This window comes from Streptococcus porcinus, from assembly GCF_900475415.1.
In the GTDB taxonomy this organism is placed as follows: Bacteria; Bacillota; Bacilli; order Lactobacillales; family Streptococcaceae; genus Streptococcus; species Streptococcus porcinus.
This window is the reverse complement of sequence record NZ_LS483388.1, coordinates 1,695,971-1,720,415: the sequence shown is the minus strand read 5'-3', so window position 1 is coordinate 1,720,415 and position 24,445 is coordinate 1,695,971. Positions and strand designations below refer to the sequence as shown.

The following is a 24,445-nucleotide window of genomic DNA, read 5'->3' as shown; positions in this document are numbered from 1 at the left end:
TTTTCAGAAATAGTTTTAGCATCATTTTTCACATCAAAACCTTTGGTAATTTCTTTTTATTTTTTTGCTTTTTGTTATAATGTTAGGTACGAGGTAGAAGTTATGAAAATTTTTGAGAAATCATCAAAATTAGAACATGTTGCTTATGATATTCGTGGACCGGTTTTAGAAGAAGCAGAACGGATGATGGCGAATGGCGAAAAAATTCTGCGTTTAAATACTGGAAACCCAGCTGCTTTTGGTTTTGAAGCCCCTGATGAAGTCATCCGTGATTTAATTATGAATGCGCGAGACAGTGAAGGTTATTCTGATAGTCGAGGCATTTTTTCTGCTCGTAAGGCTATTATGCAATATTGTCAACTGAAACATTTTCCAGATGTTGATATTAACGATATTTATTTAGGAAATGGGGTTTCTGAATTAATCTCTATGTCTTTACAAGCTCTACTAGACAACGGAGATGAAGTCTTAGTCCCAATGCCTGACTATCCCCTTTGGACGGCTTGTGTTAGCCTTGCAGGTGGTCGTGCTCGTCATTATATTTGTGATGAGGAAGCTGATTGGTACCCTGACATAGATGATATAAAATCAAAAATTACAGATCGAACTAAAGCTATTGTTGTTATTAACCCTAATAACCCGACAGGCTCACTTTATCCTAAAGAACTCTTGGAAGAAATTGTTGCTATTGCGCGTGAACATCAATTAATTATTTTTGCTGATGAGATTTATGATCGATTGGTGATGGATGGAGGAGAACATGTTGCCATCGCTAGCTTAGCTCCAGATGTTTTCTGTGTTTCGATGAACGGCTTGTCCAAGTCTCACCGAATTGCAGGTTTTCGTGTTGGGTGGATGGTGCTTTCAGGGCCTAAAGAACATGTACGGGGTTATATTGAAGGTATCAATATGTTAGCCAATATGCGTCTTTGTTCAAACGTTTTGGCTCAACAAGTGGTTCAAACTTCTTTAGGTGGGCATCAATCAGTAGATGAATTGTTATTGCCAGGTGGCCGTATTTATGAGCAACGTAATTTTATGTATGAAGCCATAAATAGTATTCCGGGACTTTCAGCTGTCAAGCCCAAAGCTGGACTTTACATTTTCCCTAAAATTGATCGTCAAATGTATCGGATTGATGATGATGAACAATTTGTTTTGGATTTACTAAAACAAGAGAAGGTCATGTTAGTGCATGGTCGTGGATTTAATTGGAAGGAGCCTGATCATTTTCGGATTGTTTATCTTCCTCGAGTGGAAGAGTTAGCAGATGTTCAAGCTAAAATTACACGGGTTCTACAACAGTACAAACGCTAATTCAATTCTCATATTGACCTTATTATGATTTAATCACCAATTACTTCAAGTGCTAGTAATGAGAGAAATTGGCTAGGAGTAAGTTGATACAAGAATTGTAGAAATAATAAAAAATTTTCTGATAATTTCTTGCTAAAACTAAGCCCCTTTGGTATAATTGAGACGAAATATATCAAAAGAAATAGGTGACTTATGCCCAACTTATTAGAAAAAACTCGTAAAATTACTTCAATTCTTCAACGTTCTGTAGATAGTCTTGATGCTGAATTACCATATAATATTATGGCTTCTCGATTAGCGGATATTATTGATTGCAATGCTTGTATTATAAATGGTGGTGGTACCCTTTTGGGATACGCTATGAAGTACAAGACAAACAATGATCGTGTCGAGGAATTTTTTGAAGCTCAGCAATTTCCAGAGTCATATGTTAAAGCGGCTAGCCGAGTGTATGATACTGAGGCTAACTTGCCAATTGATAATGAATTGACTATCTTCCCTATTGAATCTAAGGAGACTTATCCAGAAGGTTTAACAACTATTGCCCCAATTTATGGTGGTGGTATGCGTTTGGGTTCATTAATTATTTGGCGTAATGACAAGAAATTTAATGATGATGACTTGATTCTGATTGAAATTTCTAGTACCGTAGTAGGTATTCAGTTATTGAATCTCCAAACTGAAAACTTGGAGGAGACAATTCGTAAACATACTGCTGTTAATATGGCGATGAATACTTTGTCATATTCAGAAATGAAAGCTGTAGCGGCTATTTTAGGAGAATTAGATGGAAATGAAGGCCGCCTAACAGCTTCAGTGATTGCTGATCGTATCGGTATCACACGTTCAGTAATTGTTAATGCACTGCGTAAATTGGAGAGCGCGGGTATTATTGAAAGCCGTTCTTTAGGAATGAAGGGTACTTATCTTAAAGTTATTAATGAAGGTATCTTCGAAAAACTAAAGGAAATCTAAAATAATGACAAAGGCTTTAATTTCAATCGATTACACTTACGATTTTGTGGCTGATGATGGTAAATTAACCGCAGGAAAAGCAGCACAAGCTATTTCAGAAGGAATCTTTCAGGTCACTAAGAGGGCTTTTGAAGAGGGAGACTACGTTTTCTTCGCTATTGATTGCCATGATGCAGCTGACCCTTTTCATCCTGAAAGTAAGCTCTTTCCGCCACATAATCTTAAGGGGTCAAATGGACGGAACCTCTATGGTTCGCTGGGGTCCTATTATCAGGAAATTAAGGCTGATTCAAAGGTATTTTGGTTAGACAAGAGGCATTATTCTGCCTTCTCAGGTACGGATTTGGATATTCGTCTGCGCGAACGGAAGGTTGATACATTGATTCTAACTGGAGTTTTGGCAGACACTTGCGTCTTACATACTGCCATTGATGCCTATAATCTAGGTTATCAGATTGTGATTCCATCTTCGGCTGTGGCTAGTCTGACAGAGGAAAGCAAAACTTGGGCACTAGAACATTTTGAACATGTCTTAGGAGCTAAGATAACATAGAATAATAATAAAGACATGATTAAAATCATGTCTTTATTTTTTGATAATTAAATTGATTGCTTGGTTGATGCGCTCTTCTTGAAGTTCAGGATTATCTACTGGATTTTCGATAACCTGAGTGATTCTATTCCCAATGATAACTCCCATGGTACTATTGATGCTAGATCTGATAGCAGTTAACTGGGTAATAATTTCGAAACACGTTTTCTCATCTTCAATCATTTTTTGGACGCCTCGAAGTTGTCCCTCTGTACGTTTCAATCTATTAATAATGTCTTTTTTCTCGGACCTCATATATACCTCACTTCTCTAGCCATTATACGTGGTGAAGTAGCCTTTGTCAATTCTTTCTGAAGTGCTTTGGTTGACTGAGTATAGGATAGATGTTATCATTAGAATACCATATATGGTATTCTAAATTACTGTTTCTTCTGATTACTTTCGTGTTATAAAGTTAAGGAATGGCCAATCGTCTAGACTAGTGATTTAAGACGCTTGATGATTTTAAATTTAGATGAAGCTTGTGCTCTTTATAGAAGTTATGACTTAAAAAGGATAGGTGATGATGAAAACTGAAAGTATCATGGCACTAGCAGATCAATTAGCAGCAGGATCGATTGAATTGATTGATGTGAGTGAGAAAGAAGAATTTGCTTTAGGTCATGTTCCAAGCGCTGTTAATCTCCCCTTAAGTCAATTGGATGACTATTACCAGTCCCTTTCAAAAGATAAAACTCTTCATATTATTTGTCAATCTGGTCATCGATCTCAAAGGGCTTGTGAATTTTTGGCAACTAAGGGTTATCATGTTGTTAATGTTGAAGGTGGTATGGTTACTTGGTTATGGCCACTAGAAAATTAAAAAGCTGTCTATTTCATTTGAAGTAGATAGCTTTTTAATTTGTTAAACTGATATGATAATTGGGCTGGACTTTTAAAGATATACTACTGATTTTCAATTAATAGGGGTAAAAACCATGACCTGCGACTTTACCAAGGTATCCTTTATCAATGAATTCTTCTTTTAACATTTTGGCTAAATGAGCGTGTAAACTATCTGGGTTTTCAGTAGTATCAGCATAATTTTTGAGGATATTATAGGCTGTTTCAATACCGATGATATCTAGAATTTCCAAAGGTCCATAAGGCGCTCCAGTACCTAATTTCCAGGCTTGATCAATAGTTTTTGAATCGGCAACTTTCTTATAGTAAAGTGTTAAAGCGGATTCTAAAAATGGGACAAGTATTGAATTTAAAACATAACCTGGCTGTTCCTGCTTGAGTTCTAAAGGAATCATGCCAATTTGTTGGGCAAACTCTAAGACTGTTTGATGTGTTTTGGAACTTGTATGCTCATGTCCCATAATTTCAACAATGTTATTTTGCCAGATATTATTAGCAAAGTGCAGCGCAATAAACTGTTCAGGACGGCCGGTCACTTGTGCAAATTCACTTGGCAGTAGTGTGGAGGAGTTAGTTGCAAAAATAGTTTTTTTAGGAGCAAGGTGACTTAGTTTTTGATAAAAGTCTTTTTTAACCTTGGCTTGTTCAGGAACAGCTTCAATCACAAGGTCAGCCTCTTCGACAGCTTTTGCTAAATCTGTTGAGAAGTGAATCTCACGAGGGAGTTCCTCAACTAATTCAAGTGATTGATTCACTTTTTCTAGAAAGACATCATCCAATTTAGGGAGTAGATTTTTATTATAGGAAAGATTCTCAACTTTTTCACTGTAATTGTTTTTGGCGACCAATATTTCATCTTTATATAGAGAAGCAAGGTGTTTAATCTTTGCTTTACCACGCTCTATAGCCTGCTCATCAATATCATAGATGGTCACTTCAAAGCCTTTATAGGCTGTTTGGAAAGCAATTTGGCTGCCTAAAACGCCACTACCGGCGACTGTAACTCGTTTAATTGTCATAAAAACACCTCCAAATATTTTTCTGTAAACGTTTACAGATGCATTCTATCAGATAAAAGTGAAAATCACAAGCAAATAGTAGATACAAATAAAGTTCTTTTTTCAATTTTAACCTTGAATTTTAAAAAACGAAGTATTATAATATACTATATAATAAATAGTATATCACATTTAAGAAGGTGGTGGGTATTATTCAACTAACTAAAAGACAAGAAGAGATTAGTCAGATTGTTCAGCAAAACCAACCTATTACAGGTGAAAAAATTGCTGACCTATTGCATGTAACGCGTGCAGCTCTCCGATCAGACTTGGTTGTTTTAACCATGCTAGGACTATTGGATGCTAAACCAAAGGTCGGGTACTTTTACGTAGGATTGGAGAATCAAAAAAACGAATATTACCATTTTAAAGATACGACAGTATCCGATATTATGGGGATACCTTTAACGTCACATCAGGCAGATTCAGTATATGAGGTGATTGTCAAAATTTTTATGGAGGATGCAGGTTGTGCTTTTATTCTAGATGATGATGGTTTTCTTTGTGGCGTGGTTTCGCGCAAAGATTTACTCAAAGCCAGTATTGGTGGTGGGGATTTATTCAATATTCCGATAGGGATGATAATGACTCGCGTACCAAATATTGCAACTGTTCTGGAGTCTGACTTTGTTTTTGAAGCCACCGAAAAATTAGTTCAACGGCAAGTTGACAGTCTACCAGTTATTCGTTTGGTAGAGAATGGAAAAGCCCGTGTAGTCGGGAAGTTTTCTAAGACGATCATCACAAAACTCTTTTTAGAGCTAAAAGAGTAAGAAGGAGGCGCTATGGACGACCAACTATCACTCTATATTATTTCTGACTCATTAGGAGAAACTGCTAGAGCTATTGCTAATGCCTGTATGCAACAATTCCCTCAACATGAAAATTGGCAGTTTGAACGTTTCTCTTATATAAATACTAAGGAGCTTTTAGATGAGGTTTTTGAAAAAGCTAAAACAAAAAATGTTTGTCTTATGTTTAGTTTAGTGGATGATGACCTTGCAAATTACGCTCAGCAACGTTCAGAAAAGGAAAATTTTGTCTATGTTGACCTCTTATCCAATGTTATTAAGGCGATGTCAAAAATTTCTGGATTGGCGCCTCTAGGTCAACCAGGGCTTTTAAGGAAACTGGATCGAGAATATTTTAGACGTGTTGAAGCTATTGAGTTCGCTGTGAAATATGATGATGGTAAAGATCCGCGAGGTATTTTAATAGCAGATTTAGTTCTTTTAGGAATCTCTCGGACGTCAAAAACACCTTTAAGCATGTTTCTTGCCGATAAACACGTCAAGGTTGTTAATATTCCTTTAATTCCAGAGGTACCAATACCGAAGGAAATTTATGAGATTGATCCTAAGAAAATTATTGGTTTGACCAATTCCGTAGAGCGCCTGAGCCAGGTTCGAAAAGAACGACTGAAATCCATGGGAATCTCTAGTTCAATTTCTTATGCAAATTGTGACCGTATTTATGAAGAAACACGCTATGCAGAAAAGCTTATGCGTCAGTTAAAATGTCCAATCATTGACGTTTCTGACAAAGCGATTGAAGAAACAGCAACGATCATTTTGGAAATATTGGAAAAATAATAGTTTTTAAATTGGAGGAGAATATGAGAGGAAAGTTTGTGTATCCTTTTTCGGAAGGTCATAAAGATATGAAGTCTTTGTTAGGTGGTAAAGGGGCTAATTTGGCAGAAATGACTGGGATTGGCTTGCCAGTGCCTCAAGGATTTACCATTACGACAGAAGCATGTAATGATTATTATAATAGTGGGGAACTAATCCGTTCAGAAATTTTACAAGAGATTGACCAAGCTTTAGTGACTTTAGAAAAAGAACAAGGAAAAGGCCTTGGGAGTGACCAAGATCCCCTTTTGGTATCTGTTCGTTCGGGCGCTGTTTTTTCGATGCCAGGAATGATGGACACTATTCTTAATCTGGGGCTTAATGATACTAGTGTAAAAGGTTTAATCGCTGTAACTCAGAATGAGCGTTTTGCTTACGATTCTTATCGTCGCTTTATCCAAATGTTTGCAGATGTTGCTATTGGTATTTCAAAATATAAATTTGATGCGGTCTTAGAGCGAGCAAAAGAAGAAAAAGGTATCCAAAACGATACCGAATTAAGCAGTCAGGACTTACAAGAAATTGTAACCGCATACAAACAAATTTATTTAGATGAAACCGGAGAAGCTTTCCCACAACAGCCCAAAGAACAATTAGTGTTAGCCATTGAAGCTGTTTTTAAATCTTGGAATAATCCACGTGCTAAAGTCTATAGACGATTAAATGATATCTCACAAAGTTTGGGAACAGCTGTTAATATCCAAGCAATGGTTTTTGGTAATATGGGTGAAAACAGCGGAACAGGAGTTGCTTTCACGCGTAACCCATCAACTGGAGAAAACAAGTTATTTGGTGAATATTTGATTAATGCTCAAGGAGAAGATGTTGTAGCTGGCATTCGGACCCCTCAAAGCATTGATCGGTTAAAAGCAGATATGCCTAATATTTACCAAGAACTCTTAAAGACAACACAGTTACTTGAAAAACATTATCAAGATATGCAAGATGTTGAATTTACAATCGAAAAAGGCAAACTCTTCATGTTACAAACTCGAAATGGTAAGCGTACAGCAAAGGCTGCGATTAAGATTGCTGTTGATCAGGTTAGAGAAGGATTAATTAGTAAAAAAGATGCTATTATGCGTATTGAACCTCGACAACTTGAACAAGTTTTGCACCCTACATTTGATTCTGATGACGTGCAAAAAGCTGAGTGCCTTACAAACGGATTACCAGCGTCACCAGGTGCAGCTTGTGGACAGGTATATTTCCATGCTGATGATGCTGTTAGAGAAGCTAAATCAGGTAAAGATGTCCTTCTTGTCAGACAAGAAACGTCTCCGGAAGATATTGAAGGTATGGTTTCTGCCAAAGGGATTATCACAGCTCGAGGTGGCATGACATCGCATGCAGCCGTAGTTGCGCGTGGGATGGGGAAACCCTGTGTTGCAGGTTGTAGTCAGCTTTTGGTTGACGAAGCACGCAAAGAAATAACAATAGGACAAATAACTATTAATGAAGGGGAATTCTTATCAATTGATGGCGGAACAGGGGCGGTCTATATTGGTCAAATCCCCATGTCGGCTACAAATCTTGATAGTGATTTTCAAACGTTCATGTCTTGGGTAGATGAGGAACGTGACATGAAAGTCCGGTCTAATGCTGATAATCCACGCGATGCCCGAAAGGCTTTGGAATTTGGCGCAGAAGGTATTGGGTTATGTCGGACTGAGCATATGTTTTTTGATGAAGAGCGCATTCAACTTGTCCGTGAAATGATTGTGGCTGACAATCTGAAAGACCGTGAAAAAGCTTTAGCAAAATTATTACCTCACCAACGTGGAGATTTCTATGAACTCTTTAAAGCGTTAGATGGCAAGTCAGCTACCATTCGCTTACTGGATCCGCCTTTGCATGAATTTTTACCGCAAGATGTTTCTTCTATTACCAGTCTTGCTAATCAGCTTGGCTTAAATGTTAATTTGCTTAAAAAGCGTATTCGCGATTTATCAGAATTTAATCCGATGTTGGGACATCGGGGTTGCCGCTTAGCGATTACCTATCCAGAAATCTATAAGATGCAGGTACGCGCTATTACTCAAGGGGCTATTCAGGCTATCCAAGAAGGTTATCACGTTGCTCCAGAAATTATGATTCCCTTAGTTAGTATTGTTGATGAATTACGGATTCTTCGCAAATTAATTGCAGAAACGGTGGACCAAGAACTGGAAGAAGCAGGAGTAAGCATGTCATATAGCATAGGGACGATGATTGAAATTCCGCGTGCTTGCGTCACAGCTGATGAGATTGCTCAAGAAGCAGATTTCTTTAGTTTTGGAACTAATGATTTAACGCAAATGGGGTTTGGTTTTTCTCGTGATGATGCAGGTAAGTTTTTAGGCGAATACAGTGAGAAGGGAATCCTTGATAAAGATCCTTTCCAAGTGTTAGATCAAAAAGGTATAGGCCGATTAATAGAGATGGCCGTTAAACTCGGTCGTCAAACTAAGTCCGATTTAAAAATGGGAATTTGTGGAGAACACGGTGGTGAAGCAGCGACAGTCGGTTTCTGTTACCAACAAGGTTTAAACTATGTTTCTTGCTCGCCTTTTAGAATACCAATTGCTAAATTAGCAGCGGCTCAGGCTAAGATTAACCGGTCAGGAAATAGTTTTAGTCATGACAAATAAGTTTTGATAGGTAGTTATTATTAAAACAGGGTAGATAAGAGTTATAAAAAGAGAGTGTGTGAGTCTAGTGGAGGGTATTTGTCTTTTGCTAGATTCACTTTTTTGTTAAGAAATGAAGATTAGTACGCTAGCTGAATAGGTGGCAATTGTGATATAATGAATAAGACTATGTAAAAATAGAACTAAGGAGAAATGATGAAAATTTCTGAAGAGGAAGTGCGCCACGTAGCCACTTTATCAAAATTAACATTTTCTGATCAAGAGACTAGCGCGTTTGCCACTAGCTTAACGAAAATTGTTGATATGATTGAATTATTGAATGAAGTTGACACAGAAGGCATTGCAATTACTACAACCATGGCTGACCGAAAAAATGTGATGCGACAAGACATAGCTCATGCTGGCACAGATCGCCAACTCTTGTTTAAAAATGTACCAGAAAAAGAAAATAACTTTATCAAAGTACCTGCCATTTTAGAAGATGGAGGAGATGCCTAATGTCATTTAACACTAAAGATTTAACAGAATTACATGACTTATTGGTGAAAAAAGAGATTTCTGCCAAAGAATTAACTGCTGCTACGATTGAAGATATCAAAAAACGTGAAGATAGTATCGGCTCATTTATTACGATCAGTGAAGATTCAGCACTTGCTCAAGCGCAAGCGATAGATGATAAAGGTATTGATGCTGATAACCTTTTGTCTGGAATTCCGTTTGCTGTCAAAGATAATATTTCGACCAAAGGTATCCTAACAACAGCTGCCTCAAAAATGCTTTATAATTATGAGCCTATTTTTAACGCGACAGCTATTGATAATGCACTTGCTAAAGATATGATTGTTATAGGAAAAACCAACATGGATGAATTTGCCATGGGGGGATCAACGGAAACTTCTTATTTCAAAAAGACCAAAAACGCTTGGGATCAGACTAAAGTACCTGGGGGATCTTCAGGTGGCTCTGCGACAGCAGTAGCTTCAGGACAAGTCCGCCTCTCTCTAGGTTCGGATACAGGTGGCTCTATTCGTCAACCAGCAGCCTTTAATGGTGTTGTGGGAATGAAACCAACCTACGGGGCAGTTTCTCGCTATGGCTTAATTGCCTTTGGATCTTCCTTAGATCAAATAGGTCCTATTTCGCAAACCGTTAGTGAAAATGCTTATATGTTGAATGTTATCGCTGGTCCAGATGAGAAAGATTCAACTTCGGCGCCTGTGAAGATAGCTGATTATACTAGCAAGATTGGTCAAGAGATAAAAGGGATGAAGATTGCTCTTCCAAAAGAATATCTAGGAGAAGGTATTGATCCTCAAATCAAAGAAAATATTCTAGAAGCTGCTAAACAGTTTGAAAAATTGGGAGCTCGTGTAGAAGAAGTGAGTCTTCCGCATAGCAAGTATGGGGTAGCTGTCTATTATATTATTGCCTCATCAGAAGCATCATCGAATTTACAACGTTTTGATGGAATTAGATATGGATTCCGTGCTGAGAATGCGAAATCTTTAGATGACATCTATGTACAAACACGTAGCCAAGGCTTTGGTGATGAAGTGAAACGCCGAATTATGCTAGGAACTTTTAGCTTATCTTCTGGTTACTATGATGCTTATTTCAAAAAAGCTGGTCAAGTTCGTACCTTGATTATTGAGGATTTTGCTAAAGTTTTTGCTAATTATGATCTTATTCTTGGGCCAACAACACCTTCCGTTGCTTTTGGACTAGACACTCTCAATCATGATCCTGTTTCGATGTACTTAGCTGACTTATTGACTATTCCGGTTAATTTAGCTGGTTTGCCAGGAATCTCAATTCCTTCAGGATTTGCAGATGGCTTGCCAGTTGGCTTACAGTTAATTGGACCAAAATACAGTGAAGAAACAATTTATCAAGCAGCAGCAGCTTTTGAAGCTAGCACAGACTACCATAAGCAACAGCCATTTATTTTTGGAGGTGACAAGTAATGAATTTTGAAACAATTATTGGACTAGAAGTTCACGTTGAACTGAATACCAATTCGAAAATCTTCTCACCTTCGTCGGCACATTTTGGGCAAGAAGCTAACGCAAACACCAACGTCATTGACTGGTCTTTCCCAGGTGTTTTACCAGTCATGAATAAGGGTGTAATTGATGCAGGAATCAAAGCTTCGCTGGCTCTTAATATGGATATCCATAAAAAGATGCACTTTGACCGCAAGAATTATTTTTACCCTGATAATCCCAAAGCGTATCAAATTTCCCAGTTTGATGAACCTATTGGGTATAATGGCTGGATTGACATCAGGCTGGAAGATGGAACTGAGAAAAAAATTAGAATTGAAAGAGCTCACTTAGAAGAAGATGCAGGAAAGAATACTCATGGAACAGATGGTTACTCCTATGTTGACCTCAACCGTCAAGGTGTTCCCTTAATTGAGATTGTCTCAGAAGCAGATATGCGTTCTCCTGAAGAAGCCTACGCCTATCTTACAGCTCTTAAAGAAATTATCCAGTATACTGGTATTTCTGACGTGAAAATGGAAGAAGGCTCAATGCGCGTGGATGCCAACATCTCTCTTCGCCCATATGGTCAAGAAGAATTTGGTACGAAAACAGAGTTGAAAAACCTCAATTCTTTCTCTAACGTCCGTAAAGGTTTGGAGTACGAAGTTGAACGACAAGCTAAAATCTTGCGTTCAGGTGGAACTATTCGGCAAGAGACACGACGCTATGATGAAGCTAATAAGGGAACAATTTTAATGCGGGTTAAAGAAGGTGCTGCAGACTACCGTTATTTCCCAGAGCCAGACCTACCCTTGTATGAAATTGACGATGCTTGGATTGAAGAGATGCGCTCAGAGTTACCAGAGTTTCCAGCTCAGCGTCGTGCCAACTACATCACAAAACTAGGTTTATCTGACTATGATGCAAATCAATTAACAGCAAGTAAGGCCTTATCCGATTTCTTTGAACAAGCAGTTGCAGTTGGCGGAGATGCTAAGCAAGTTTCGAATTGGTTACAAGGTGAAGTTGCTCAATACCTTAATTCTCAGGACCAAACGATTGAAACGATTCAACTGACACCAGATAACTTAGTGGAAATGATTCAGTTAATCTCAGATGGTACGATTTCATCTAAAATTGCTAAAAAAGTTTTTGTTCATTTAGCTAAAAACGGTGGTTCTGCTCGTCAATATGTCCAAGAAGCAGGCTTAGTACAAATATCAGATCCAGAAGTCTTAATTCCAATTATTCATCAGGTCTTTGCAGATAATGAAGCAGCGGTTGTTGACTTTAAATCCGGCAAACGTAATGCGGATAAAGCTTTCACTGGTTTCCTCATGAAAGCAACTAAAGGCCAAGCTAACCCACAAGTCGCTCAACAACTATTAGCACAGGAATTGCAAAAATTATTAGATTAATAAAACACGGAAATAGATTCATAATAAAAAGGAAGTCTTGCTTCCTTTTTATTATGGGCTGAGCTCTATCACATTGATGAGGAATGAAGTAAACATTGAAAATAAGGAGTACTTTTAAAGCCAAAGCAACTGTGTTACACTAGAATTAGTTAGTTATAAAGAAGGGAAAGTTATGTCCAAAAAATGGAGTGGAAGTATCATGGTTTTGTCTGCTGGAATAGCTTGGGGTATTTCAGGAGTTTCAGGACAATATTTGATGGGTCATGGTATCCATGTTAATCTATTAACCTCATTACGTTTATTATTGTCAGGACTTTTTTTGTGTGGTTTAGCTTTAGTGACACAAAAAAGTAATCTTAAGAAAATACTTACTAATCCTAAGTTGCTAGTTGCTATTTTTTTATTTGCCATTTTTGGTTTATTAATGAATCAATACGCTTATTTGAATGCTATTCAGTACACAAATGCTGGAACAGCAACAGTACTTCAATACTTATCGCCAATTTTTATTTTGATTTATGTTTCGCTTGTCGAAAAAAGGTGGCCGTCGTTAAGTGAGTGTTTTTCGATGTTTTTGGCTATCCTAGGGACGTTGATTATTGCTACCCATGGTCATCTGTCACAATTAGCCATCACCCCAAAGGGACTAACGTGGGGGTTATTAGCGGCAGTAACCGCGGCTTTATATATTATTATTCCGATACGGCTAATTGAAAATTGGGGAAGCTTGGTCGTAATTGGTTTGGGGATGCTATTTTCAGGAATCTTTTTCCCACTTGCTACACAAGCCTGGCAATACCCGCTATCATTAGGGGGATATAATCTCTTAGCTTTGTTTGGTTTGATAGGGATAGGAACTATTTTTGCGTATACTGTTTTTTTGAAAGGGACAGCCTTGGTTGGCCCCGTTAATGGTAGTTTGTTAGCTTCTATTGAACCAGTTGTCTCCGTTGGCTTTGCTATTCTACTTTTAAAAGAAGTTTTTTATCCAATTGATCTTATAGGGATGCTATTGATTTTGATTTCTGTTATTTTGATTTCGTATCGAGATTGGCTTATCATGCGTAGCCTTAGAAAAATGAATGAAGGAGATGATTTGCTCATCTGAGGTCGGTTTTCTGTTCATAAAGCTAGATTATGTTATAATATGGAAAATATAAAAGGAGAAAGTTATGATTGGATCTTTAATCGTCGGCGCTATCATCGGGATGATTGCCGGTAAAATTACAGAAAAAGGCGGACAAATGGGTTGTTTAGCCAACATAGTAGCGGGCCTTGCAGGTTCATATGTGGGACAACGTCTTTTTGGAAACTGGGGCCCTCATTTGGCAGGTATGGCACTTTTTCCCTCTATTATCGGTGCAGCTATCATTGTTGTATTAGTATCTTACCTAATAGGTAAAAAGTAAAAGCTCACAAGAAGTGGGCTTTTTCTTCAATTTATTGAATACCAGTATTTTTCTAAGCAACTATAAATCATTTTTAGTAGTATTTAAAAAAAGATTGGCCTAAGATAAAAAATGCACCCCTATTAGAGAAGGGTGCTGTGATCAGCAACTTTAAAATTGTCTTATCTTTTTAATTGGTTGCCCAACCATCATTATAGAGCAGTAATATTGAAATTATCTGTCAATTTGGTAACAAAATTCACCGTATCTGTGACATTTGACATCAAGATGCAATCAAGGAGGTATAGAGTTTAAGTAGCCTAGAATAATGGTTTTTTTTGTGGTAAAATGTAACAAATATAAGGAGGTGCTTTCATGAAAGCTATTATTACAGTTGTCGGTCAGGATAACAGAGGTATTGTCGCCGGAGTTTCAGGAAAGATTGCAGACTTAGGACTAAATATTGACGATATTTCACAAACTGTATTAAATGATTATTTTACAATGATGGCTCTTGTGTCAAGTGAAAATAAGGAAGATTTTACTCAGTTACGTAAAGAGTTTGATGCTTTTGGGGAAAGCCTTCAGGTGAAGATTAATATCCAAAGTACAGCAATCTTTGATGCCATGCATAATCTATAAGGAGATATTGACCAATGGATATTAGACAAGTCCGTGAAACCATCGAAATGATTGAAGAGCAACATTTTGATATTCGAACCATTACCATGGGAATTTCTCTATTAGATTGTATTGATCCTGATATCAATCGTGCGGCAGAGAAAATTTACCAGAAAATTACAATGAAAGCTTCAACTTTAGTAGCTGTTGGAGATGAGATTGCTGCTGAGCTGGGGATACCTATTGTTAATAAAAGGGTGTCTGTTACGCCTATTTCTTTGATTGGAGCGGCAACAGATGCTACCAATTATCTACCATTAGCAAAAGCACTAGATAAAGCTGCGCACGAAATTGGTGTTGATTTCATTGGTGGTTTTTCTGCTTTGGTTCAAAAAGGCTACCAAAAAGGTGATGACATTTTGATTAATTCTATTCCTCAAGCCTTAGCGGAAACGTCAAAAGTCTGTGCTTCTGTCAATATTGGTTCGACTAAATCGGGGATTAATATGAGTGCTGTCGCTGATATGGGACGTATTATCAAAGAAACTGCTCAAAAATCAGACCTAGGAGCTGCTAAATTAGTTGTTTTTGCTAACGCTGTTGAGGATAATCCTTTTATGGCAGGTGCTTTTCATGGTGTTGGTGAAGCTGATGTAGTCATCAATGTTGGAGTATCTGGTCCTGGTGTTGTTAAGCGTGCTTTGGAGAAAGTTCGTGGGGAAAGTTTTGATGTTTTAGCAGAAACAGTTAAGAAAACAGCTTTTAAAATTACCCGTATTGGTCAGCTGGTAGGGCAAATGGCTAGCGAACGCTTGGGTGTTAAATTTGGCATTGTTGACTTATCCTTAGCGCCAACGCCAGCAGTGGGGGATTCTGTCGCGCGCGTTTTGGAAGAAATGGGTTTAGAGACAGTGGGAACGCACGGAACCACGGCTGCTTTGGCTTTACTCAATGATGCTGTAAAAAAAGGTGGTGTTATGGCCTGCAACCAAGTAGGTGGTTTATCAGGTGCTTTTATCCCAGTATCTGAAGATGAGGGGATGATTGCTGCTGTTCAAAATGGTGCGCTAAATCTTGAGAAACTTGAAGCAATGACGGCAATTTGCTCAGTTGGATTAGATATGATTGCTATTCCAGAGGATACACCATATCAGACCATCGCAGCAATGATTGCTGATGAAGCAGCAATTGGTGTAATAAATCAGAAGACGACAGCAGTTAGGATTATTCCTAAAGGTCAAGTGGGTGACTTGATTGAGTTTGGTGGCTTACTCGGGATGGCGCCGGTCATGTCTGTCAATAAAAATTCCTCAGCAGATTTTATTGCACGTGGTGGACAGATTCCTGCGCCAATACATAGCTTTAAGAATTAATGATAGACTAGTTAGTCTGTTGATGACTGTTTTTCCTTGCAAATCTTCCTTTTAAGTGATAAGATTTTAGAAAATAAAGGGAGGATTTTACAATGACAGAACAAAAGTTAGATTCTAAATTTGAAGAAGTAAAAGGTCGTGCTAAAGAGGCTGCTGGAAAAGTCCTCGGGGATAAAAAGTTGGAAGTTGAAGGCTTGGTCGAAAAGGAAATTGGCAAGATCAAACAAAAATTCGAAAAGTAAACTTATGAAGGGCATCACTAAGGTGATGTCTTTTTATGAACGACAAATAATCTTAAACGTTGATTTGATTGCCTGTAAAAGTAAAATCATGCTATAATCTTATTATGTATAGAATCTGGGAGGTTAAGATGTCGAAAACGAGATTATATATTGCCCGTCATGGAAAAACCATGTTTAATACAATTGGTCGCGCTCAAGGTTGGAGTGATACCCCCTTAACTAAAAAAGGAGAAGAGGGGATTCGAGAATTAGGCCTTGGCTTAAAAGATGCAGGCATTCCTTTTAAAGCAGCTTTCTCCAGCGATTCTGGTCGAACAATGCAAACTATGGAGATTATTCTTAAGGAATCCGAAAATGAATTTCTCCCCTATACTAGAGATAAAAGAATTCGTGAATGGTGTTTTGGTAGCTTAGATGGTGCCTATGATGCAGAGCTTTTTATGGGGGTTTTACCAAGAACTAAAGCCTTTGAAGGAAAAAAAGACATGCGTGATGTTCCATATTCTGAGCTGGCTGAAAGTATTGTTGAGGTCGACACTGCTAATTGGGCTGAGCCTTGGGAGGTTTTGAAAAAACGCATTTATGAAGGATTTGAAGCTATAGCTTTATCCATTGAAAATTCTGGAGGTGGCAATGCTATTGTTGTTAGTCATGGTATGACGATTGGAACTTTTATGTGGTTAATTGATCCTAACCGTGAAAAACAATTTATTGATAACGGCAGTGTGACTATTGTTGACTTTGAAGAAGGGCAATTTCGCATCAAAACTATTGGTGATATGAGTTATCGTTACCGGGGCCAAGAGATTATAGAGAAAATATCAAATGAAAAATAATAAGTTATTACTTTTTTTGATGCAGGTCTTAGCCCTGCTTTTGTTTGCTTTTTGCTTATATATCTTTATTAAGGGTGACGCCGCTCTTTTAAATCCTAAAAAGGCTCAAGAGAGTCAGACTGTTACCAGGAAAAAGGTAACAACTCCTTCGAAAGCTGATGGTGATTTACCAAAGGTTTCACTCAAAGATTGGGAGTTGGTTTTAGTTAACCGTGACCATACAAAAGAAGAAATGAATCCGGAACTTGCGGAGATTAATGGTATCTATGTGGATAAAAGGATTGCAGATGCCACAGCTGATTTCTTAGCGGCAGCTCAGGCTGTTGATCCTCAGGAACATCTTATTTCGGGCTATAGAAGTGTTGAGTATCAGGCGCAGCTTTATCAAACTTACCTTGCTCAGGAAATGGCAAAGGATCCTAATCTAACACAAGAAGCCGCGGAGAAACTGGTTCAAACCTACTCTCAACCAGCGGGTTCTAGTGAACATCAAACTGGCCTAGCTATTGATATGAGTACGGTTGATCAGCTAAACCAAAGCGATCCAGCAGTTGTTAAACAAATTATTGCTTTAGCGCCGAAATATGGTTTTGTACTACGATTTAAGGATGACAAAAAGGAGAGTACTGGTGTTGGATATGAAGATTGGCATTATCGCTATGTGGGTAAGAAATCGGCAGCATATATGACAAAGCATAACCTTTCTTTAGAAGAATATATTAAGGTCTTAAAGGAGAAACAATGAGAGCGCGTTTGAAACTACCTGTATTTTTAGGAATACTTGTCTTCTTTCTATTGATTTGTGTCTTTCCGCTTGTTATTAATAGTCATTCTAATCAAGCTTACAAAAGGGTAAAAGTTCCTTATACCCAAAAGGAATTTATAAAAAAAATAGGTAAGGAAGTTATCCCTTATGCCAAAGTTTACGGTATTCGATCGTCAATTATTATTGGTCAAATTTTGTTGGAAAGCCAGAATGGTCAAACACTTTTAGCTTCACGTTATCACAATTTGTTCGGAATGGAAGCTAGACCTGGTCAAGCATTTGCAAACTTGTATGTTTCAAAAAATGTTGCTTCTCAACAAAATAATAGCTTTGTTCGTTTCACCCGTTATCCGGATTGGCAGAATTCAATTGCTGATTATTTTTCAACTCTACGTAAAGGACAAGTTTGGGATAAACAACTCTATCGGGAGTTAGCTATACAAGAAGGTTATAAGGCTCCTGCTCAAGCTCTTGAAGATTACATCTATTCTTACGATAAAGATTACTCTAATAAACTGATCAAAGTTATTGAAGATAATGACTTGACTCGATTCGATAAATGAATTAGCACTCTAAAAAAAGAGTGCTAATTTTTTAAGGTTTTTTCTTGACAGGTAGGATATTAAGAGTATAATAGAAATATAAGTTAGCAGTCTTACTGATAGAGTGCTAATTCCGAAAAGGGGTGATTGTTAGTGATCACAGAGCGTCAGAATGAAATTCTAAATTTGATTGTTGACTTGTTCACGCAAACTCATGAACCGGTCGGATCAAAAGCTCTGCAAGCAAGTATAGAGACAAGTAGCGCAACCATTCGTAATGAAATGGCTAAGCTTGAGAAATTAGGGTTGTTAGAAAAAGCTCATACCTCTAGTGGACGAATGCCTAGTGCGGCAGGGTTTAAATATTTTGTCGAGCATTCTTTGAATCTTGACAGTATTGATGAAAGAGATGTCTATCAGCTTGTAAAAGCTTTTGATTTTGAAGCCTTTAAGCTAGAGGATATACTGGCAAAAGCAAGTCATGTCTTAGCTGCGATTACAGGTTATACAGTTGCTATTTTGGATGTAGAGCCGTCAAGGCAAAAGCTGACAGGTTTTGAAATTGTTCAACTTTCCAATCATGATGCTTTAGCAGTCCTTAATCTGGATGAATCTAAGCCAATTACAGTTCAGTTTGCCATTCCTAAAAACTTTCTAAAACGTGATTTATTCATCTTAAAGGAAATTGTAGATGAACGTTTACTGGGACGAGAACTGATGGATGTTCACTACAAACTAAGAACTGAAATTCCTCAAGTTCTTCAGAAATATTTCACGGTAACGGATAATGTTTTGGACTTGTTTGATTATATTTTTAAGGGATTATTCCAAGAAAGTGTTTTTGTAGATGGTAAGGTTCATGCCCTTGATTATGCGGGTTTACAAACTTATCAGTATTTAGATAATGAACAAAGTTTAGCTTTGACAATACGCCAAAGTATGGCGGAAAATGAGATGGCTACCGTTCAAGTTGCTGATAGTAGTGAACCAGCTTTAGCAGACTTAAGTCTTTTGACTTATAAATTTCTTATCCCTTATCGAGGATTTGGTTTGCTTAGCCTAATAGGCCCCATTGATATGAATTATCGACGAAATGTTAGTTTAATTAACGTGGTGGGACGTATTTTGGCGGTGAAACTAAGAGATTACTATCGCTATTTAAATAGTAATCATTACGAGGTTCATTAGTTTATAACCTTGTTCAAAGAAAACAAAGAAAGAGGACCTTCAATTGTCAAAGAAAGATAAAGAAGATATTCAAAAAGAAGAAATTGAAAATGTGACCGAAGAGACTGAGCAAAAAAAGGTTGAGGAAACTGAGGCACCCATTGAAAAAACGGAGTTAGAACTAGCACTTGAGAAGGCAGAAGATTTTGAAAATAAGTACCTTCGTGCCCATGCTGAAATGCAAAATATCCAGCGCCGAGCTAATGAAGAACGTCAAAGTCTTCAACGTTATCGTTCACAGGATTTAGCTAAAAAAATCTTACCAAGCTTAGATAATCTTGAACGTGCTCTTGCTGTTGAAGGCTTAACCGACGATGTTAAAAAAGGTTTAGTGATGGTTCAAGAAAGCCTCATCCAGGCATTAAAAGAAGAAGGAATTGAAGAAGTAGCAACAGAAAGCTTTGATCATAATTTGCATATGGCAGTGCAAACATTGCCAGCTGATGATAATCATCCAGCAGATAGCATTGCAGAGGTTTTCCAAAAAGGCTATAAGCTTCATGAAAGACTACTCAGACCAGCAATGGTTCTTGTTTATAATTAACAATCATTCATTTAATAAATAATCATTTTCGACCGCCAAGTCGTTAAACTAGCCTAGTATAAGAAAAAAATAAAGAGGTATATAAGATGTCTAAAATTATTGGTATTGACTTAGGAACAACAAACTCAGCAGTTGCAGTTCTTGAAGGAGCTGAAAGTAAAATTATCGCTAATCCAGAAGGAAATCGTACAACACCTTCAGTAGTATCATTTAAAAATGGAGAAATTATTGTCGGTGATGCTGCTAAACGTCAAGCAGTGACAAACCCTGAAACTATTATCTCTATTAAATCTAAAATGGGAACTTCAGAAAAAGTTGCAGCAAATGGAAAAGAATATACTCCACAGGAAATCTCTGCAATGATTCTTCAATACCTTAAAGGATATGCTGAAGATTACCTTGGTGAAAAAGTAACAAAAGCTGTTATCACAGTTCCGGCTTACTTTAACGATGCCCAACGTCAAGCAACAAAAGATGCAGGTAAAATTGCAGGTCTTGAAGTAGAACGTATCGTCAATGAACCAACTGCAGCAGCTCTTGCTTACGGTCTTGATAAGACAGATAAAGAAGAAAAAATCTTGGTATTTGACCTTGGTGGTGGTACCTTTGACGTTTCAATCCTTGAACTAGGAGATGGTGTTTTCGATGTACTTGCTACCGCTGGTGACAATAAACTTGGTGGGGATGACTTTGACCAAAAAATCATTGATTTCTTAGTAGAAGAATTTAAAAAAGAAAATGGTATTGATTTATCTCAAGATAAAATGGCCTTGCAACGTTTGAAAGATGCTGCTGAAAAAGCTAAGAAAGATCTTTCAGGTGTGACTCAAACACAAATTTCATTACCATTCATCACTGCAGGTGCTGCTGGGCCGCTTCACTTGGAAATGAGCCTGTCTCGTGCTAAATTTGATGATTTAACACGTGATCTTGTTGAACGCACTAAGACTCCAGTCCGTCAAGCTCTTTCAGATGCAGGATTATCCTTATCAGAAATTGACGAAGTTATCTTAGTTGGTGGTTCAACTCGTATCCCAGCTGTTGTCGAAGCTGTTAAAGCTGAGACTGGTAAAGAACCTAATAAATCAGTAAACCCTGATGAAGTTGTTGCTATGGGTGCTGCTATTCAAGGTGGTGTCATTACTGGAGATGTTAAAGACGTTGTTCTTCTTGATGTTACCCCATTGTCACTTGGTATCGAAACTATGGGTGGTGTCTTCACTAAATTGATTGACCGTAACACAACTATCCCAACATCGAAATCACAAGTCTTTTCAACAGCTGCAGACAATCAACCAGCCGTTGATATCCACGTTCTCCAAGGGGAACGCCCAATGGCAGCAGACAACAAGACTCTTGGACGTTTCCAATTGACAGATATTCCTGCAGCTCCTCGTGGTATTCCACAAATCGAAGTAACTTTTGACATTGATAAAAATGGTATTGTTTCTGTAAAAGCAAAAGACCTTGGCACACAAAAAGAGCAACACATCGTTATTAAGTCAAACGACGGTCTTTCAGAAGAAGAGATTGACCGCATGATGAAAGATGCAGAAGCAAATGCAGAAGCAGATGCTAAACGTAAAGAAGAAGTAGACCTTAAGAACGAAGTAGATCAAGCTATCTTTGCAACTGAGAAAACAATCAAAGAAACAGAAGGTAAGGGCTTCGATACAGAGCGTGATGCTGCACAATCAGCTCTTGATGAATTGAAGAAAGCGCAAGAATCTGGCAACCTTGAAGATATGAAAGCAAAACTTGAAGCACTCAACGAAAAAGCACAAGGGCTTGCAGTTAAAATGTATGAACAAGCGGCAGCAGCACAACAAGCCGCTCAAGGAGCAGAAGAAACACAATCAACAGATTCAAATAAAGGCGATGATGTTGTTGATGGTGAGTTTACTGAAAAATAAGCTTATTCCGTTAGACAGTCCCAATCTAAGCTAGTTCCTTATATTATTAGGCTTTAAGACTGGAAAAAAGGGAAATAATCATTTGAGAATGAATTGATTATCTCTCCTGTTGTCTCATAAAACAATGATCGATATTTGGGTGAGACGTTGTGTTGTCTCAGCCTATGATGAGTAAAATATCCAAAGTCAGAGGTTTTACCAGACCTCTGTTTTTGGCTAATTGATTAGGTTTACCTTTTAATCATACAGAAAGGAATCGTGGTGTTCAAAAGCTGAACACGGTCGTTCATATTTAGGCGGACAGCTAAATATACTACGGGCCGCAACTCCATATAAAAGTAATTTTCTAGAGACGAATACTTGACTCTTGTTGTTATTTTTGTGGAGATATTAACGACTTTTATATCTTAATACTATGAATAATACAGAATTTTATGATCGCTTGGGGGTATCAAAGAATGCCTCGCAAGATGAAATTAAAAAAGCTTATCGGAAGATGTCAAAAAAATATCATCCAGACATCAATAAAGAAGCTGGAGCTGAGCAAAAATATAAAGACATTCAGGAAGCCTATGAAACTTTGAGTGACTCACAAAAACGTGCTGCTTATGATCAATATGGTGCAGCAGGTGCACAAGGTGGTTTTGGTGGCGGTGCTGGTGGATTCGGTGGCTTTGATGGCTCTGGATTCGGTGGCTTTGAAGATATTTTCTCCAGCTTCTTTGGAGGGGGTGGCGGGATGCGTAATCCCAATGCTCCAAGACAAGGTGATGACTTACAGTACCGCGTTAACTTATCCTTTGAAGAAGCTATTTTTGGAGCTGAAAAAGAAGTTTCTTACCATCGTGAAGCAACATGTCATACGTGTGCGGGCTCGGGAGCTAAACCTGGAACTAGTCCCGTAACATGTGGTCGCTGTCATGGTTCTGGTGTTATCAATGTAGACACTCAAACACCGCTTGGAATGATGCGTCGTCAAGTAACCTGTGATGTTTGTCATGGAACTGGACAAGAAATTAAAGAACCGTGTCAAACTTGTCATGGAACAGGTCATGAAAAAGAGACTCATAAAGTTTCTGTGAAAATTCCAGCAGGGGTAGAAACAGGTCAACAGATTCGTTTGCAAGGTCAAGGTGAAGCAGGGTTTAATGGAGGTCCTTACGGAGACTTGTTCGTGGTCTTAAATGTTCTTCCAAGTAAGAAATTCGAACGGAACGGCTCAACCATTTACTATACAATGAACATTAGCTTTGTACAAGCTGCTTTGGGAGACGTGGTGGATATCCCTACTGTACATGGAGATGTTGAAATGGCAATCCCTGCAGGAACACAAACAGGAAAAGTTTTCCGCTTGAAAGGGAAAGGTGCACCTAAACTTCGGGGTGCAGGTCAGGGTGATCAGCATGTTACAATTAATATCGTGACTCCAACCAAGCTAAACGATAAACAAAAAGAGGCTCTCCAAGCTTTTGCGCAAGCAAGTGGCCAAGAAATTAGCACACCAAAGAAAAAAGGTTTCTTTGATAAAATGAAGGATGCTTTAGAAGATATTTAAAAATCATAACTTAGAAGACTATCTTCTAAGTTATTTTTTTGAAAAAAACTTGCATCTTTGGAACAAGTGGTGTAGAATAATAAACATATTTAATTTGATTATCAAATAACTTTACAAAAAAATCATTTTATAATCAAATAAAATAAGAAAGTAGGCCAATATGACATTTCAAAATATTATGTTTGAAAGAGAAAGTGACTTAGCTATTTTAACTCTCAACAGACCGGAAGTATCAAATGGTTTCAACGTTCCAATGTGTCAGGAGATGCTACATGCAATCAAGGCTGTTGCTACTGATGATACGATACGTTTTTTGATTATCAAGGCGAAGGGATCGGTATTCTCCGTAGGGGGGGATCTGGTTGAAATGGAGAAAGCTGTGGCTAATGATGACATCCAGTCACTTGTGGATATTGCTAAATTAGTTCAGGAAATCTCATTTGCAATCAAGCGATTATCGAAGCCAGTAATCATGTGTACTGATGGAGCAGTTGCTGGAGCAGCAGCAAACATGGCTCTGGCAGTTGATTTTTGTATTTCCAGTCTGAAAACAAAATTTATCCAAGCTTTTGTCAATGTCGCCTTAGCACCGGATGCTGGTGGACTCTTCTTTTTGACAAGGGCAGTAGGTCTTAATCGAGCAACACATCTGGTCATGACAGGAGAAGGCGTAACAGCTAAAAAAGCTCAAGAATATGGTTTTGTTTATAAAGCAGTCGAAAGCCCAGAGCTTGAAAAAACGTTAAGCCAACTCTTAAAAAGATTAAGACGAGGTTCATCGAATTCCTATGCTGCCATGAAAAAGCTTGTTTGGGAAAGTTTTTTTAAGGAATGGACGGATTATGCCCATCTAGAATTAGATCTCCAAGAACAACTTGCATTTAAAGAGGATTTCAAGGAAGGTGTTAGAGCTTTCTCGGAAAGACGATTACCTAAATTTCAAGGAAAATAGGATAAAACCTTGCAAA

The 24,445-nt window shown here is 37.9% G+C and carries 25 protein-coding genes; 23 read left to right on the top strand and 2 right to left on the bottom strand.

Going from position 1 to position 24,445, the window contains the following annotated elements; translation table 11 throughout:
• The first annotated feature begins 102 nt into the window (after positions 1-102).
• The 3 genes from DQM45_RS08585 to DQM45_RS08575 all read left to right on the top strand — a co-directional run bounded on the left by DQM45_RS08585 (position 103) and on the right by DQM45_RS08575 (position 2,845).
• Positions 103-1,317: a pyridoxal phosphate-dependent aminotransferase gene (locus tag DQM45_RS08585; RefSeq protein ID WP_039984918.1), complete on the top strand. Its 1,215-nt coding sequence runs from the start codon at positions 103-105 to the stop codon at positions 1,315-1,317.
• Positions 1,318-1,509: 192 nt separating this feature from the next.
• Complete coding sequence (gene codY, locus DQM45_RS08580) at positions 1,510-2,292, top strand: GTP-sensing pleiotropic transcriptional regulator CodY (protein ID WP_003083524.1); 783 nt, start codon at positions 1,510-1,512, stop codon at positions 2,290-2,292.
• Between the two features lie 4 nt (positions 2,293-2,296).
• Positions 2,297-2,845, top strand: a complete 549-nt coding sequence (locus DQM45_RS08575) for a cysteine hydrolase family protein (RefSeq protein ID WP_003085723.1) — start codon at positions 2,297-2,299, stop codon at positions 2,843-2,845.
• A gap of 33 nt (positions 2,846-2,878) precedes the next feature.
• Here DQM45_RS08575 and DQM45_RS08570 read toward each other — a convergent pair whose 3' ends face one another.
• The gene (locus DQM45_RS08570) at positions 2,879-3,139 is read right to left on the bottom strand and encodes a metal-sensitive transcriptional regulator (protein WP_003083478.1); all 261 of its coding nucleotides are present in this window, start codon (positions 3,137-3,139) and stop codon (positions 2,879-2,881) included.
• A 268-nt stretch (positions 3,140-3,407) separates the two neighbouring features.
• Here DQM45_RS08570 and DQM45_RS08565 point away from each other — a divergent pair, with 268 nt between their 5' ends.
• The gene (locus tag DQM45_RS08565; RefSeq protein WP_003085520.1) at positions 3,408-3,707 is read left to right on the top strand and encodes a rhodanese-like domain-containing protein; all 300 of its coding nucleotides are present in this window, start codon (positions 3,408-3,410) and stop codon (positions 3,705-3,707) included.
• A 97-nt stretch (positions 3,708-3,804) separates the two neighbouring features.
• Here DQM45_RS08565 and DQM45_RS08560 read toward each other — a convergent pair whose 3' ends face one another.
• Positions 3,805-4,767, bottom strand: coding sequence for a 3-hydroxyacyl-CoA dehydrogenase (locus tag DQM45_RS08560; RefSeq protein ID WP_003084257.1), 963 nt, complete (start codon positions 4,765-4,767; stop codon positions 3,805-3,807).
• 182 nt (positions 4,768-4,949) lie between these two features.
• Between DQM45_RS08560 and DQM45_RS08555 the strand changes: the two genes are divergently transcribed.
• From DQM45_RS08555 to DQM45_RS08465, 19 genes are all read left to right on the top strand, one after another.
• Positions 4,950-5,579: a helix-turn-helix transcriptional regulator gene (locus tag DQM45_RS08555; RefSeq protein WP_003084648.1), complete on the top strand. Its 630-nt coding sequence runs from the start codon at positions 4,950-4,952 to the stop codon at positions 5,577-5,579.
• A gap of 12 nt (positions 5,580-5,591) precedes the next feature.
• Complete coding sequence (locus DQM45_RS08550; RefSeq protein WP_003082646.1) at positions 5,592-6,398, top strand: pyruvate, water dikinase regulatory protein; 807 nt, start codon at positions 5,592-5,594, stop codon at positions 6,396-6,398.
• A gap of 23 nt (positions 6,399-6,421) precedes the next feature.
• Positions 6,422-9,067: a pyruvate, phosphate dikinase gene (gene ppdK / locus DQM45_RS08545; RefSeq protein WP_039984660.1), complete on the top strand. Its 2,646-nt coding sequence runs from the start codon at positions 6,422-6,424 to the stop codon at positions 9,065-9,067.
• Between the two features lie 195 nt (positions 9,068-9,262).
• Positions 9,263-9,565 carry an Asp-tRNA(Asn)/Glu-tRNA(Gln) amidotransferase subunit GatC gene (gene gatC, locus DQM45_RS08540; RefSeq protein WP_003083222.1) on the top strand — a complete coding sequence of 101 codons (303 nt, stop codon included), beginning with the start codon at positions 9,263-9,265 and terminating at the stop codon, positions 9,563-9,565.
• The gene (gene gatA, locus DQM45_RS08535; protein WP_003083429.1) at positions 9,565-11,031 is read left to right on the top strand and encodes an Asp-tRNA(Asn)/Glu-tRNA(Gln) amidotransferase subunit GatA; all 1,467 of its coding nucleotides are present in this window, start codon (positions 9,565-9,567) and stop codon (positions 11,029-11,031) included. The genes gatC and gatA overlap by 1 nt, the downstream gene beginning before the upstream one ends.
• The gene (gene gatB / locus DQM45_RS08530; RefSeq protein WP_003085837.1) at positions 11,031-12,470 is read left to right on the top strand and encodes an Asp-tRNA(Asn)/Glu-tRNA(Gln) amidotransferase subunit GatB; all 1,440 of its coding nucleotides are present in this window, start codon (positions 11,031-11,033) and stop codon (positions 12,468-12,470) included. The genes gatA and gatB overlap by 1 nt, the downstream gene beginning before the upstream one ends.
• A gap of 172 nt (positions 12,471-12,642) precedes the next feature.
• A complete protein-coding gene (locus DQM45_RS08525; protein WP_003084183.1) occupies positions 12,643-13,578 on the top strand; it encodes a DMT family transporter in 936 nt (311 codons plus the stop codon).
• Positions 13,579-13,642: 64 nt separating this feature from the next.
• Positions 13,643-13,879: a GlsB/YeaQ/YmgE family stress response membrane protein gene (locus DQM45_RS08520; protein WP_003085174.1), complete on the top strand. Its 237-nt coding sequence runs from the start codon at positions 13,643-13,645 to the stop codon at positions 13,877-13,879.
• 354 nt (positions 13,880-14,233) lie between these two features.
• Positions 14,234-14,500, top strand: a complete 267-nt coding sequence (locus DQM45_RS08515) for an ACT domain-containing protein (RefSeq protein ID WP_003082719.1) — start codon at positions 14,234-14,236, stop codon at positions 14,498-14,500.
• Positions 14,501-14,514: 14 nt separating this feature from the next.
• Entirely contained in the window at positions 14,515-15,852 is a 1,338-nt protein-coding gene (locus tag DQM45_RS08510) for a PFL family protein (protein ID WP_003083191.1), read from the top strand.
• A 92-nt stretch (positions 15,853-15,944) separates the two neighbouring features.
• Positions 15,945-16,094 carry a CsbD family protein gene (locus DQM45_RS08505; protein WP_003085193.1) on the top strand — a complete coding sequence of 50 codons (150 nt, stop codon included), beginning with the start codon at positions 15,945-15,947 and terminating at the stop codon, positions 16,092-16,094.
• Between the two features lie 128 nt (positions 16,095-16,222).
• Complete coding sequence (locus tag DQM45_RS08500; protein ID WP_039984656.1) at positions 16,223-16,930, top strand: histidine phosphatase family protein; 708 nt, start codon at positions 16,223-16,225, stop codon at positions 16,928-16,930.
• Positions 16,920-17,675 carry a M15 family metallopeptidase gene (locus tag DQM45_RS08495; protein ID WP_003085633.1) on the top strand — a complete coding sequence of 252 codons (756 nt, stop codon included), beginning with the start codon at positions 16,920-16,922 and terminating at the stop codon, positions 17,673-17,675. Before DQM45_RS08500 ends, DQM45_RS08495 begins: the two co-directional genes overlap by 11 nt.
• Positions 17,672-18,259 (top strand): glycoside hydrolase family 73 protein, encoded by a 588-nt coding sequence (locus DQM45_RS08490; RefSeq protein ID WP_003085985.1) that lies wholly within the window; start codon positions 17,672-17,674, stop codon positions 18,257-18,259. Before DQM45_RS08495 ends, DQM45_RS08490 begins: the two co-directional genes overlap by 4 nt.
• 132 nt (positions 18,260-18,391) lie before the next feature.
• On the top strand, positions 18,392-19,426 hold the full coding sequence (gene hrcA / locus DQM45_RS08485) for a heat-inducible transcriptional repressor HrcA (RefSeq protein WP_003083688.1): 1,035 nt from the start codon (positions 18,392-18,394) through the stop codon (positions 19,424-19,426).
• A 43-nt stretch (positions 19,427-19,469) separates the two neighbouring features.
• Positions 19,470-20,009, top strand: a complete 540-nt coding sequence (gene grpE / locus DQM45_RS08480; protein WP_003082777.1) for a nucleotide exchange factor GrpE — start codon at positions 19,470-19,472, stop codon at positions 20,007-20,009.
• Between the two features lie 86 nt (positions 20,010-20,095).
• Positions 20,096-21,922, top strand: coding sequence for a molecular chaperone DnaK (gene dnaK, locus DQM45_RS08475; protein WP_003084420.1), 1,827 nt, complete (start codon positions 20,096-20,098; stop codon positions 21,920-21,922).
• A gap of 415 nt (positions 21,923-22,337) precedes the next feature.
• Positions 22,338-23,477, top strand: a complete 1,140-nt coding sequence (gene dnaJ / locus DQM45_RS08470) for a molecular chaperone DnaJ (RefSeq protein ID WP_003085742.1) — start codon at positions 22,338-22,340, stop codon at positions 23,475-23,477.
• Between the two features lie 160 nt (positions 23,478-23,637).
• The gene (locus DQM45_RS08465; protein ID WP_003082774.1) at positions 23,638-24,429 is read left to right on the top strand and encodes an enoyl-CoA hydratase; all 792 of its coding nucleotides are present in this window, start codon (positions 23,638-23,640) and stop codon (positions 24,427-24,429) included.
• Positions 24,430-24,445 lie beyond the last annotated feature (16 nt).